The organism is Pseudomonas sp. 20P_3.2_Bac5, assembly GCF_025466035.1.
Classification (GTDB): domain Bacteria; phylum Pseudomonadota; class Gammaproteobacteria; order Pseudomonadales; family Pseudomonadaceae; genus Aquipseudomonas.
Genome location: NZ_JANLOA010000037.1, coordinates 1 through 12,638 on the forward strand (window position 1 = coordinate 1; position 12,638 = coordinate 12,638).

15 protein-coding genes and 1 CRISPR repeat array are annotated in these 12,638 nt (G+C 60.7%); of the genes, 10 read left to right on the top strand and 5 right to left on the bottom strand.

The genetic code is table 11. The annotated features are described in order from the left end of the window. From NTD88_RS06025 to NTD88_RS06060, 8 genes are all read left to right on the top strand, one after another. A partial coding sequence (locus NTD88_RS06025; protein WP_262191716.1) for a type I-F CRISPR-associated protein Csy1 occupies nucleotides 1–727 on the top strand: 727 nt, incomplete at its 5' end. After that, on the top strand, nucleotides 720–1,712 hold the full coding sequence (csy2, locus tag NTD88_RS06030; RefSeq protein WP_262153694.1) for a type I-F CRISPR-associated protein Csy2: 993 nt from the start codon (nucleotides 720–722) through the stop codon (nucleotides 1,710–1,712). The genes NTD88_RS06025 and csy2, both read left to right, overlap by 8 nt. Before the next feature lie 32 nt (nucleotides 1,713–1,744). Beyond that, complete coding sequence (csy3, locus tag NTD88_RS06035) at nucleotides 1,745–2,767, top strand: type I-F CRISPR-associated protein Csy3 (RefSeq protein WP_262153693.1); 1,023 nt, start codon at nucleotides 1,745–1,747, stop codon at nucleotides 2,765–2,767. Between the two features lie 4 nt (nucleotides 2,768–2,771). Then, a complete protein-coding gene (gene cas6f, locus NTD88_RS06040) occupies nucleotides 2,772–3,335 on the top strand; it encodes a type I-F CRISPR-associated endoribonuclease Cas6/Csy4 (protein WP_262153692.1) in 564 nt (187 codons plus the stop codon). Between the two features lie 128 nt (nucleotides 3,336–3,463). After that, nucleotides 3,464–4,273: direct repeats of the CRISPR family, unit length 28 nt; unit sequence GTTCACTGCCGTGTAGGCAGCTCAGAAA. A gap of 711 nt (nucleotides 4,274–4,984) precedes the next feature. Beyond that, nucleotides 4,985–5,203, top strand: a complete 219-nt coding sequence (locus tag NTD88_RS06045; RefSeq protein ID WP_262153691.1) for a hypothetical protein — start codon at nucleotides 4,985–4,987, stop codon at nucleotides 5,201–5,203. Between the two features lie 1,565 nt (nucleotides 5,204–6,768). Then, nucleotides 6,769–7,011: a hypothetical protein gene (locus NTD88_RS06050; RefSeq protein WP_143502182.1), complete on the top strand. Its 243-nt coding sequence runs from the start codon at nucleotides 6,769–6,771 to the stop codon at nucleotides 7,009–7,011. A gap of 201 nt (nucleotides 7,012–7,212) precedes the next feature. Beyond that, the gene (locus tag NTD88_RS06055) at nucleotides 7,213–7,926 is read left to right on the top strand and encodes a DUF72 domain-containing protein (RefSeq protein ID WP_262153689.1); all 714 of its coding nucleotides are present in this window, start codon (nucleotides 7,213–7,215) and stop codon (nucleotides 7,924–7,926) included. A gap of 88 nt (nucleotides 7,927–8,014) precedes the next feature. Continuing rightward, nucleotides 8,015–8,734, top strand: coding sequence for an SDR family NAD(P)-dependent oxidoreductase (locus tag NTD88_RS06060; RefSeq protein WP_262153688.1), 720 nt, complete (start codon nucleotides 8,015–8,017; stop codon nucleotides 8,732–8,734). Here NTD88_RS06060 and NTD88_RS06065 read toward each other — a convergent pair. Together NTD88_RS06065 and NTD88_RS06070 are read right to left on the bottom strand one after the other, a co-directional pair. After that, nucleotides 8,675–9,193, bottom strand: a complete 519-nt coding sequence (locus NTD88_RS06065) for a sterol desaturase family protein (RefSeq protein ID WP_262153687.1) — start codon at nucleotides 9,191–9,193, stop codon at nucleotides 8,675–8,677. The genes NTD88_RS06060 and NTD88_RS06065 overlap by 60 nt on opposite strands. Nucleotides 9,194–9,318: 125 nt before the next feature. After that, nucleotides 9,319–9,489, bottom strand: coding sequence for a hypothetical protein (locus NTD88_RS06070; RefSeq protein WP_262128624.1), 171 nt, complete (start codon nucleotides 9,487–9,489; stop codon nucleotides 9,319–9,321). Nucleotides 9,490–9,651: 162 nt separating this feature from the next. Between NTD88_RS06070 and NTD88_RS06075 the strand changes: the two genes are divergently transcribed. Next, entirely contained in the window at nucleotides 9,652–10,056 is a 405-nt protein-coding gene (locus NTD88_RS06075; protein WP_262153686.1) for a RidA family protein, read from the top strand. Nucleotides 10,057–10,302: 246 nt separating this feature from the next. Here the strand turns inward: NTD88_RS06075 and NTD88_RS06080 are convergent, their stop codons facing one another. Both NTD88_RS06080 and NTD88_RS06085 read right to left on the bottom strand, forming a co-directional pair. After that, complete coding sequence (locus tag NTD88_RS06080) at nucleotides 10,303–10,674, bottom strand: lysozyme inhibitor LprI family protein (RefSeq protein WP_262128622.1); 372 nt, start codon at nucleotides 10,672–10,674, stop codon at nucleotides 10,303–10,305. Between the two features lie 37 nt (nucleotides 10,675–10,711). Continuing rightward, complete coding sequence (locus NTD88_RS06085) at nucleotides 10,712–11,629, bottom strand: LysR family transcriptional regulator (protein WP_262153685.1); 918 nt, start codon at nucleotides 11,627–11,629, stop codon at nucleotides 10,712–10,714. Nucleotides 11,630–11,724: 95 nt separating this feature from the next. On the opposite strand from NTD88_RS06085, the gene NTD88_RS06090 reads away from it, so the two are divergent. Further along, nucleotides 11,725–12,204 carry a DMT family transporter gene (locus NTD88_RS06090; protein WP_262128620.1) on the top strand — a complete coding sequence of 160 codons (480 nt, stop codon included), beginning with the start codon at nucleotides 11,725–11,727 and terminating at the stop codon, nucleotides 12,202–12,204. 121 nt (nucleotides 12,205–12,325) lie between these two features. On the opposite strand, the gene NTD88_RS06095 is transcribed toward NTD88_RS06090, so the two are convergent. Further along, nucleotides 12,326–12,638: autotransporter outer membrane beta-barrel domain-containing protein (locus tag NTD88_RS06095; protein WP_262153684.1), on the bottom strand; the 313-nt coding region annotated here is incomplete at its 5' end.

Here is a 12,638-nt window from a genome sequence, read left to right on the forward strand (position 1 = left end):
GGTTGTTTATATAATGGTTGCTGGTTTCGGTGAACGCAACAAAATCGCGGGCCAGGCCTGGCGCGATAAAACTCACCACTCAGACACCTACCGCGACTACCGCGAACTGGTCGCGCGCAAACTCGGCGGCACCAAACCGCAGAACATCAGCCAGCTCAACAGTGATCGCGGCGGCGTCAACTATCTGCTGGGCTCCTTGCCACCGACCTGGGGAAATGGCTCGCGCAATCCGCTACTGACGGTCGACTCGGCCTTCAGGGTCTTCCGCCGCTTCGACGGCGTAAGCACTCAGCTAAAAGCGCTCTGCACGCATCTGGAAAGCAACCCGGAAGCCATCCAGGAAACCCGCCTCAAGCGTGAACGTATCGAACGAGCGCTGGGCCGTTCGCTGGCGGCGTTCGCCCACGGCATTCGTAATCAGTTCACTGCTGGCTGGACGACCGACAGCACTTGCGAATTGCCACTTTGCCAACAGCTTTGGCTCGATCCTCAACGCGGGCAACTCGCACCCCGGCAAGGCTTCGAAGAAGAAGACCAGGCCTTCGCCCACTCGACGGATCGCGGCGACTGGACGAGCGAGGTAGCCAAACAATTTGGCCTCTGGCTGAACGACATTCTGAAAAAACGCGGCCTGCCCGTCAGCCATACCGAGCACACGCATTGGGCCGGTTTGGCAGCAACCTACCTCACCCCGCTCGCCCGGGACCTGGAGGCACAACATGGATGATTTTCCCGGTTTCGATCACCTGCTGATCGTTCCGCGACTGCGTGTACAAAACGCCAATGCCATTTCCAGCCCTCTGACTCATGGCTTCCCGGCGATCACTGCCTTTCTGGGGCTGATGTGGGCGCTGGAGCGCAAGGCAAGGGAGGCCGACATCGACCTGCAATTCAACGCCGTCGCGGTGGTGGCTCATGATTACCAGGAGCAGGTGACTGACAGCACGTTCGTCAAAGCCTTCCGGCTGACGCGCAACCCGAACAACAAAGACGGCAAACCCGCCGCCATCGTCGAAGAAGGGCGCATCCATCTGGACATCAGCCTGATCTTTGCGGTGCAAGGTCCCGCACTTTCGGCGGACCCCGATCACAACGCTGGGTTGGCCCGGCAAGTTCATGACCTGCTGCTGCAAATGCGCATCGCCGGTGGCAGCGTTATTACGCCCATCGCGAACGGTGCGAGGCACATGCCCTACCTGCTCGCCCTCACCGGCAACGACGAAGACCGCCAGGCACTCTTCGCCTCCAGCATGTGGCGCCTGCTTCCGGGCTTCGTGCTGGTTGAACGTACCGACCTGCTGCAACAGCGTCACACCGAGCTGTTGGCCCTCGACCCGGAAGCCTCTCGCCTCGACGCCTGGCTATCGCTCTCGCGTATCAACTGGCGCGCGCCGCAATCCGACGAAGACGCTAAGCCCATAGAGAAACAGCCCTGGCTCAATGACCGCCAGGACCTCGGCTGGATTGCGCCGATCCCCATCGGCTACGGCGCCTTGAGCGAACTCCAGGCACCAGGATCCGTCACCAATGCCCGCGACGGCAGTACACCGTTCCGGCTCGTGGAAAGCCTCTACAGCATCGGTCAATGGATCAGCCCGCATCGGCTGCGCGCAGTGGAAGACCTGCTGTGGTACGCCGAATCCGATACCGAACGCGGGCTGTACCGCTGTCGCAACCGCTACCAACCCGAAACCGACTACAGCTTCGACTGACCTGCCAGACACTTCATAAAAAGGATTTGCATATGAGTAACGACAGTCTGAAAACCGCATCCGTCCTGGCCTTCGAGCGCAAGCTCGATCCATCCGACGCGGTGTTCCATGCCGGTGACTGGCAAACCCGCGATGCCTGGACCGCCATCGCCATTCGCGAAAAATCGGTACGTGGCACCATCTCCAACCGCCTGAAAACCAAGGACCTCGACCCGGCCAAACTCGACGCCGCCATCGAGAACCCCAACCTGCAAACCGTTGACGTCGCCACCCTGCCTCACGACGCCGATACCCTTCGGGTCAGCTTCACCCTCCGCGTACTGGGCGGCACCGGACAACCGTCGGCCTGCAACGACGCCGACTACCGACGCAAGCTCCTCGCCACCGTGAAGAGCTATGTGGAAACCAACGGGTTCAACGAACTGGCGCGCCGCTATGCCTACAACCTCGCCAACGGCCGCTTCCTCTGGCGCAACCGTATCGGCGCCGAGCAGGTCGAGGTGCAGGTCGAGCACCTGACCAATGGGCAAGCCGCCAAGTCGTGGACCTTCGACGGGCTCGCCCTTTCGCTGCGCAACTTTGACAACGCCGGCAACCAGACCACCGCGCTGGACGACCTGGGTCAACTGATCGCCAACGGGCTGGTGGGCGAACAGCATGTGCTGCTGCGGGTGACCGCCTATGTCCGGTTGGGTGCCGGGCAGGAAGTATTCCCGTCGCAGGAGCTGATTCTGGACCGCGGCCGGGGCGACAAGAGCAAGACGCTGTACGACATCAACGGCATCGCCGGCATCCACGCGCAGAAAATCGGCAACGCCATTCGCAGCATCGACACCTGGTACTCGGAAGCCGAGGTCAACGGCCCCATCGCCGTCGAACCCTATGGCTCGGTCACGACCCAGGGCAAAGCCTACCGGCAGCCGCGCCAGACCAAGGACGACTTCTACACACTGCTCGACGGCTGGGTGCTCAAGGACAAGGTTCCGGAAATCGGCCAACAACATTTCGTGATCGCCACCCTCATTCGCGGCGGTGTATTCGGTGAGGCGGGCTAACGCCATGGACCGTTATCTCGACCTCAAATTGCGGCCTGATCCCGAGTTCCCGGCAACCCTGCTGATGAATGCGCTGCTAGCCAAGCTGCACCGGGCGCTGCACGACCTGCGTCGCGACGATATCGGCATCAGCTTTCCCGCTATCGCCCACACGCCCCGCAACCTTGGCGTGCATTTGCGCGTTCACGGCAGCGAGCAGGCGCTGTCCAGTTTGCTGGCGCTCAACTGGCTGACCGGCATGCGCGACCACGTCCACCTCAGCGAAACACAAGCGGTGCCGGACACCGCCAGACACCGCACGGTCAGCCGCGTGCAAGTGGACAGCAACCCGGAACGAGCTCGCCGCCGCCTGATCAAGCGTCACGGCATCAGTGCAGAAGAAGCCAGACAGCGCATTCCCGACAGTGCCGGAAAACGTACCAACCTGCCCTTTGCCCAGTTGCGCAGCAACGGCGGCGGGCAGGCGTTTCTCCTGTTCATCCAGCACGGGCCGCTGCTCGACGTGCCGCAGCGGGGCACGTTCAGCGGGTATGGCTTGAGCAGTACGTCGACGGTGCCCTGGTTCTGACCCTTTTTTCAGGAGGTTTGAGAGCCTTCGTAAACTCAATGAGTTACGTAAGGCTCTCAAAAAAGGGTTTTGGCTGGATTTTGGGTGGTTCTTGTTTGAGGACAAGGGGTTATGGGGGAGTTGCTCTAGTTCACTGCCGTGTAGGCAGCTCAGAAATGGATATCTTCCGTGAGTCCAGCAGTGACGACGTTCACTGCCGTGTAGGCAGCTCAGAAATCGGAACGCTGAAATGGAACGGTCAGCCGCTGCGTTCACTGCCGTGTAGGCAGCTCAGAAAATTCCAAAGTTCAAGCGCAACCTGCTGCTGCGTGTTCACTGCCGTGTAGGCAGCTCAGAAACCTCGATCTGGATAGAATCGATCAATGCTTCGGTTCACTGCCGTGTAGGCAGCTCAGAAAAGGGATCATCTGTCTACCACCGCGCTAGTTACGTTCACTGCCGTGTAGGCAGCTCAGAAATTGCCGGTGTTCTCGGCGACTTCGCGGCGGGTGTTCACTGCCGTGTAGGCAGCTCAGAAAGATCGGCGTATTGGCTCCAACGCAGCCACGAGGTTCACTTCCGTGTAGGCAGCTCAGAAAAATGCTGAAAGCGGTAGCAAGGAAAGCACCAGGTTCACTGCCGTGTAGGCAGCTCAGAAATTGCCATCGATATTTAGATCGCCAGTGAGAGTGTTCACTGCCGTGTAGGCAGCTCAGAAATCAAGAACTGGATCGAGAAAATCGGCTCCGGCGTTCACTGCCGTGTAGGCAGCTCAGAAATTCGACTGCCAGGCATCAATCGCGCCGACAAGGTTCACTGCCGTGTAGGCAGCTCAGAAAAGGAGGGCATGGCCATCCTTGCCCTGGACGAGGTTCACTGCCGTGTAGGCAGCTCAGAAAGAACCATGTCTGGCAGATCGACGCCTCGATCTGTTCACTGCCGTGTAGGCAGCTCAGAAAATTGACGTTGGGGTGTGACTGCTCGCAGTAGAGTGCCCTTTCATAGCCGCCGGTGGCTTCAAGCAAGACCCGCCCCACCTCAAGCTCGTTCAGGCATGTGATCAGCCGAGTGAAGCCCTCAAGGTCATTACTGACCTGAAACTGCGGGTAATTCGCAGGAAGAAACCCCACATCCACAGTCGCTTTCGAAACATCGAGACCAACGTAGTAGGAAATCATCGCCAAGCCCTCTTACACTCAAGAAGTGAGAGCACTCTGACCTATCCCTAGCTTGTGATTTCGAGTTTGCCGCTCATCCAACTGTTCGGGCTTCTGGTCAGAGTGAGAGGTGGATGGCGACTTGGCTCCCACTCGTGCATTAAGCACCGCTGGCTTTCAGTCTGCCATCCACTGCTCTCACCCTTCTGAGTTTAAGAGGCCTTGAAGACACAAGCTGGCTCGCCAGCGATGGAGCGCGGAGCGGTCCCGGCGTTTTTGAGGTTGAACACCCGCGACCATGGGTCTGCGGGATTCGCGTTGCCAGCCTTGGTGCACGGCTGGCAAGTGCGGGGCGTCAGCCTCGAAATCGAGCCGAACTACCAATACGCTCAACCATGTCCCGTCAACCCCTACCAATTTTTCACCTGCCAACTCGACGAATGAAGGCAATGTGATATCTTTCGCCCATCCCAAAAACAACTGCTTCATCAAGACCTGGCAAGGAATAAGCCCGTGAAAGACTTCGTCATCAGCGTCAACAACATCGTCCTCTACATCTCCCTGGCCGTGATCTGGCTCGTTGCTCTCGTCACCCTGTTTACCAGCGGATTCCTGGCAGGCGTGGGTATTTTCGTGGTTGGTAGTCTGACCTGGTGCATCATTTCCGGTTTCTGGTTTGTTCAGTCGGCGACCTATGAAGAGTTGCGGAAGCTCAATTCCAAAAACAACTGATTCGCCAAGGCGTTATAGAAATAGCCAAGAAAGACGGGACAGATTTATTTCATTCGAACGAAAATAAATCTGTCCCCGCTTGCGTCTCCTTTTGCCCGTCCTCTTTTGCCACTTGAGGAAAACATGGAACACTCTACGAAACTAAGGAAAGAAAAACGGACGTTATGGCGTGAGCTTGACTACCGGTCCAACTGGGTGATTTTCGGTACCATCGCTGCCGTTCTCTTTGGGATGATTCCTGTCATAGGTTGGTTCATCGCGCTTTGCATCGTCCTCGTAATGCTCAGAAAAATCTTCGGTACCCGCGAAATACTGGTATCCGGAAACTGCCCAGCCTGCACCAAGTCTCTCAAGATCGACATTAAACAGGACGTTATTGCCTGCCCCGTATGCAGCAGTTGTATTAATGTACTGGATGACCGTTTGACTTTAGTCGACCTCCCACACCGTTCCCTACACGAAGAGCTGACAGTTAGTCGCTCGCAAAGAAAGAAATCCAAGAGACCCATTAATATCCCAGGAAGCCCAAGGACCTAGCAATGCGCAAGCTATTATTGCCGATAGTGCTTGCACTGTCTGGCTGTGGCAATAGTGCGGAGCCCGCACCCAAAACAATTTTCCGCGTCGAAACGGACAACCCCATCGTAAACGCGTTGTTGCCGGCAATACGGGCGCAACTACCAGGACTGGATAAATATGCGGCGGAACTCAAGAACATCCACGTCGACAATGAATACATGCTGACAATAGAATTCGAAGTCCCACGAGATGCCAGGATCCCGCCTGGTTATACATCGCACGGACAGAGATGCTTCATTCAAATCCGCGAAGAGCGCACAGCAGTAGAAATCCCAAAACTACCCTGCCTGCAACTTATGCTTGATCGGGTAGTAGACAGGAAGGATTCAGGCAGGTTCTGGGTCGATATAATATATAGATAAGAAGACTCGCAAGGTTACCCGGAACGCTCCTGGCAACCAGCGTAGCCCCATCCCCCCCCAAAATGGGGTACAACTGCTTTCTGCCCGCATCGGCCATCGACTTATGCTCGGCAGTTCTTGTTCGATCAAGAAATTGTGGTCGTCGAGATTCATCACTCAGCTTCTTGGCGATCACCTTTAATGCGGGGTTTCTGACCCATTCGGTTTTGATTCAATCTGCACCGATGAATGGTGTCCGCTTCATGAACATCACCGTCCTGCTCGAATTCACACGACAGACGCCGAACAATCAGCAGAAAACCGTCGCATAACGCTACGAAACTTCCCCAATATCCGACTTTCTTGTAGGCAACTTCCCAAGCATACTCCCCGGCCCCGCCAGCTTGTTGCGCTCTGTGGAATCGGTGCCTAGTCTCCTCGGGTCGTTGCCAAATCAACGACCGGATTAGCAGTCCGAATTACGTTAGAAACCCACAGCAACCTGTTATGGCGGCTGTACGTGTGGGCACCTTCGGGTGCGCCGGGTTTTCCTACGTTCCCGGTCTGCTAACCCGCGTACAGTCGCCACCCATTCGTTTAGCAGCGAATTGTGGCGACTCCACTAAAAACGGTAGGAGTTCCACCATGAAAAAAATCGTCCCCGATCCCCCGCCCATTGTCTCCATCCGCCCCGGTGTCACCCATGAAGAGGCGGTCCGCCAGGCGGCGGAGTTCGTTCACAACGCTCACAAAAAAACCTCTCTCCTGCCCCGGCAACTCATCCCCGAACATCAGACGCTCCTGAGCGCATCGATCTTGGAGATGGAGATTTGCCGCGCGTACCTGAAGATCGCGATGGCGGGCTCGACAACGTCGATGCCCATTTGAGCAAACGCCGCGAGGCTCCCGTCTCGCGGCGTGGTTTGGGGCCGCTTCGCAAGCACGCTCGCGCCTGCGGTTATCCCGTGCTCATTTCGCCCGCAAACGGAAAGTTGCCCGTTCGGGCGATGCAATGAAACCTCCCCTCCACCGCGTCACTCCATTGCGGATGTAGCCCACGGGCCGACATTCACCGAGCAAGGAGCCGCCATGATCTACCTGGGGTGTGCGGGCTGGAGTGTTGCCCGCGAGTACGCCGAGGCGTTTCCCGCCGATGGCACGCATTTGCAGCGCTACGCCGGGCGATTGAATGCGGTGGAGATCAACAGTTCGTTCTACCGCCCGCACCGTCCGGCCACCTATGCCCGCTGGGGCGCGTCGGTGCCGGACGGGTTCCGCTTCGCGGTGAAGGTGCCGCGGGAAATCACTCACACGCGGCGGCTGGTGGACTGCGATGTGGCGCTGAGCAGCTTTCTCGATCAGTGCGGCGAACTCGGCGAGCGGCTGGGTTGCCTGCTGGTGCAGCTTCCGCCTTCGCTGGTGTTTGAGCCGGTGGTGGTGGAGCGCTTTTTTGATCGGTTGCGTCAGGTGTTCGCCGGGGCGGTGGCGGTTGAGCCGCGTCATGCGAGCTGGACGGCGGCGCAGTCGCTGCTGGTGGAAATGCGCGTGGCGCAGGTGGCGGCGGACCCGCCGCGCTTTGGCGTCGACAGCGAACCTGGCGGCTGGCCGGGGCTGGTGTATTGGCGGCTGCATGGGGCGCCGCGGATGTATGTCAGTGAGTATTCGCAGGATTACCTGAAGGCGCTGGCGTCGAGGCTGGCGCAGAGCGATCAGGCGGGCGTGCCCACCTGGTGCATTTTCGATAACACGGCGGCGGGCGCGGCGTTGGGGAATGCGTTGCAGGTGCGGGAGCGGATTGAATGACCTATCGAAACACATTCAGAAACACCCAGCCCTTTGCCATCACTCAGCCGGTCTGTTTGCATGCGCCGGCCAACACAGGAGTGATGCGATGAAAACCATGGTAGTAGGCGCCAGCAAGGGCCTGGGCAAGGCGTTGATGGAAGGGCTGGGCGAGCACGGCGATACCGTGATCGGCGTGTCGCGCAGCCGCCCCGCCGTGCTGGAACCGCGCGAGGGCGTGGACGTGCGCTGGATCGAAGCCGATCTGGGCGAGCCGCTCAGCGCGGTTGAACGGATCAGCCAGCAGGCGGCTGAAACCGGGCTGGACACGCTGATCTACAACCTCGGCATCTGGGAGGACCGCGCCTTTGACGACAGCTACGACTTCCTCACCGACGACGATGACCAGTTGCAGGCCATCGTCAGTTGCAACGTCACCGCGCCGATCCTGTTGATCAAGCGTCTGTTGCCGGTGCTGCTGCGCAGCGACAAGCCGCGGATCATTTTCACCGGCTCGACCTCGGGCCTGACCCAGAGCGGTCGTCCGGAAGTGACCTTCGGCGCCAGCAAGTTTGCGTTGCGGGGCATGGTTGATGCGCTGCGTGAGGGGTATCGCGAGCAGCGCCTCGGGGTGACCTGCCTGAACCTCGGCTACCTCAACACCGCCGACCCGCTGAACACCCCGCGCGAGCAAGCCGCGCAACACGGCGGCGGCGAGCAGATCCCGGTGCATGACGTGGTGCAGGTGGTGCGGATGGCGTTGAGCCTGTCAGCCGCGAGCTTCGTCAAGGAAATCACCCTGCCGGCCATCCTCGACCCGCGTTTCTGAGTAGCGCATCTCGCGCAACTGGCGCTTGATTTCATGCACCGGCGGCGCGTAGAGAAAGCCGAACGACACGCTGTTGCGCCGCCCTTTCACCGCGTGGTGCATCAGGTGCGCCTGGTACAGCCGCCGCAGGTAGGGGTGGCGCGGCTTCGGCCTTGCCGGCCAGTGGCGGTGGACAACACCGTCGTGGATCACTACATAGAGAATGCCGAACGCAGCCACGCCCGCGCCGATCCACTGCAACGGGTCGTGGCCGGCATTACCCAGCACGATCAGGGTGATTGCCACCAGTGCGAGCACCAGCAGGTAGACGTCGTTGGTTTCCACCACGCCCAGGTGCGGCTCGTGGTGCGAACGGTGCAGAAACCAGCCCCAGCCGTGCATCACGTACTTGTGGGCCAGGAAGCCGACACCCTCCATGGCGACCAGGGTGCAGAGGAAGATGGCGAAGTGGACGATCATGAAGAGCCGACGTCGGGAAAAAAGGTGGGCGCCAGATTAGGGGAAGTGGCGGTGGGAATCCATGGTGGAGTGGTCGGACTGACGGACGTTGAAGTGCGGAGATGAACCAGCAGAGGTTGGTTCAATCACTCCGGTCGATCTGTCTCCGAACGAGGCGCCATGGGCCAGCTGTCTGGGATACGCCACTCAAAATTGCTGAAGAACTCTTTATCCAATTGAGGAATGTCGCTGGTGTCGATGTCCTCATCGCCCATGTTTTTCACGCGTTCCCAGTCAGTTTCCGAAGTGGTTGTCATGGTGCTCGTCTTCTCTCTTGGCGAATGTGCATAAACCGTAGCCGCGTCGGAGCAGCCCCGCCCGGGACAATTGGCATCGAAATATTTCCCCCGCTCCCCGCTTGACCTCCACCTAAGTCGAGGTTTGATACTCGCCCGCACTTTTCCCAAGGAGTGTTCGCCATGACTGGTGTTTTCCAGCTTTCCAACCCCGAAGGCCTGTACGACCCGAGCGCCAATGCCTATTCGCATGTGGCCGAGGTTCAGGGCAGTTCGCGGTTGTTGTTTATCGCTGGGCAAGGGGGTGAGGACCGCGACGGTGAGTTGTCGCCGTTGTTCGCCGAACAGGCGCGGCAGGCGCTGGAGAATGTGAAGACGGCGCTGGCGTCAAAGGGCGCCGGGATCGAGAACGTGTTCAAGCTGACGCTGTTGATTGTCGATCACTCGGAGGCGCGGTTGCAGGAGTGGGTCGCGGAGGCAGACCGGGCGTGGGGCGGGCATATGAAGCCGACGTGTACGCTGATTCCGGTGCCGAGGTTGGCGTTGGAGGGGATGTTGGTGGAGGTTGAGGCGGTGGCTGCGGTTTAGTCGGTTGCCTGGGGCCGCTCACGATCCTGTAGGAGCGGCCTTTAGCCGCGATGGGCCGCAGAGCGGCCCTGAATCCATCCGGCACCCTATTTCTGGCTGGCTCGGATCTCACATTCAGGGATCCTGAACGTCGAAAGAAATGCCGGTCATAGACAGCCACCTCGTGCTGGATGGTTTTGGGGCCGCTGTGCGGCCCATCGCGGCTTAAGACCGCTCCTACAGGTTCTGCGCCAAACCGCTCTACCCTCACGTCTGCGGCAATTTCTCCAACTCATCCGCCCGCTGCCGGGTCATGTCGAGTTCGCAACCCGCACCATTGAGCAGGTCGATGGTGCCGCCGGTGAGGGTGTAGTACACACCGCAGTTGGCGTCGCGGTATTTCACCCATTGGCGCTGGGCGTCGCGCAGTTTTTCTTGCTGGGGTTGTTCAAGGCTGGCCATGGCCGCTTTGTAGGCAGCGTTCAGGCGGGTGTCCTGGCGTTTGTATTCGGCGCCGCTGCAGTCATTCATGTCGGCCGTGGTGTTGGCGGTTTTCATGCACTGGCTGTAGGTGTCGGCCTGGGCCATCTGGCTGCCCATCAGCAGGGCCAGGGCGGCAAGGTGGATTCTCGGGTTCATCGGCAAACTCCATGTCGTGGTGAACGGGCTGGCTATCTTACGCGGTGTCGGGCTCCAGCAGGCACGCTTGCATCACGCGGCCCCGAAGCCAGCGGTGCGCGGCGTCGCCTTCGCGGCGTTCGTGCCAGGCCTGCTGGAAGTTGAAGGCGCGAATCGGCAGCGGCGGTTCGAAGCAACGCAGCCCGCTCAGTGACAGGCGCCCCGCCAGGCTGCGGCGGGCGACGGTGAGCAGCAGGTCGGTGCCGGCGATGACTTCGGTGGCGGCGGTCCAGTGGGGCAAGGCCAGGGCGACGCGGCGCTGTTCGCCAAGGGCGGCCAAGGCCAGATCGATTTCGTTGTCGGCTCCGGGCCGCACCGCCACCAGCACATGCGGGCGCGCCAGCCATTGCGGCAAGGTCAGCCCGCCACGGGCCAGGAGGCTGTCGCGGTCGGCCAGGCAGGCGAAGCGCTCCTCGAACAGGGTTTCGGCCCGCAATGGCGCGGCCAGCGTGGGGAATACCCCCAACGCCAGGTCGATCTCGCCGTCGAACAGTTGACTGAGCATCGCCTCGCGGCTGCCTTGGGTCACCACCAGATCGACTTCCGGCGCGTCCTCGCGCAGGCCACGCATCAGCTGCGGCAACGCCACCCGCGCGCCGTAATCCGACATCGCCAGACGAAAGCTGCGCCGCGCCCGCGTCGGATCGAAGCCGGGACTGCTGAGGAGGCCGTCGAGTTGTTGCAGCGCGTCTTGCAGCGGCTGGGTTAACTCCAGCGCGCGGGCGGTGGGTTGCAGGCGGCCGCCCCGGCGCACCAGCAGCGGGTCGGCGAAAATCTCCCGCAACTGCGCCAGCGCATGGCTCACCGCCGGCTGGCTGCGGTGCAGGCGCAAGGCGGCGCGGGAGACGTGCTGTTCGGCCAGCAAGGCGTGCAGGGTCAGCAGCAGGTTGAGGTCGATACGGCGCAGATCATCCATCAGGCGAATAGCCCCTGTGCGGAATTCGAATTTCCATCCAGTGAATGGATAACCAAGACTGCCTTATGCCTACCGCGTGAATCAAGGAGTCCGCCATGAACCCGAGTTTTTCTCCCGCCGTCGTTCTGTTGCCGTTGATCGCTCTGCTCGCAGGTGCCGCCGTGCCGTTTCAGGCCGGCAGTAATGCCGCGCTGGGCCGCCTGTTGGGGCATCCGTTGTGGGCGACGCTGGTGTCGTTGTCGGTGAGTGTGCTGATGGTGCTGCCGGCGTTGTGGCTGATGCGCGCCCCCGCGCCGCAAGTCGCCGCGCTGGCACAGGCACCATGGTGGGCGTGGTTCGGCGGCGTGGCCGGGATGGCCTATATCACCGCGGCGCTGATCCTGACGCCACGCCTGGGCGCGGCGGGGTTCATCGTGTGCGTGGTGGCCGGCCAGGTGCTGTCGTCGCTGGCGATCGATCAGTGGGGGTTGATGGGGCTGCCGGAGCGGCCGGTGAACCTGCTGCGCTTGCTCGGGGTGGGGTTGATCGTGGCGGGAATGTTGGTGGTGCAGTGGGGGACGGCGTCGAGCCGGTAGGCCCGAGCGCCGGGTTTTGTGGTGATGCTGCCGGCCTCATCGCCGGCAAGACCGGCTCCCACAGTGTGGACATGCGCCGTACGTGTGGAAGCTGGCTCGCCAGCGATTGAGGCCGCCTGGGTCAGAAGCCCATGCTGAAGCTCACGGTCACCGCATGGTCCCGGTTATCACTGGACAATTGCCCCGAATAACCAACACCCAGCTTGCCCGCCGCGCCAACACTCACATCCAGCCCCGCCTCGACCACCGCCGCATCCTTGGCGATCGGTACGCCTTGGCTGCTGAACGCGGCGCCGCCGTCGACGAAGCGCAGGTCGGCGTCCGGCGTGGTGTCGCCGAAGGCATGCCGCCAGCCGAGGCTGCCGCGCGGGGTCAGGGTGGTGCCGTTACCCAAGGTGAATTGCTTGCCAGCGCGCAGGCCGACGGTGGTGAAA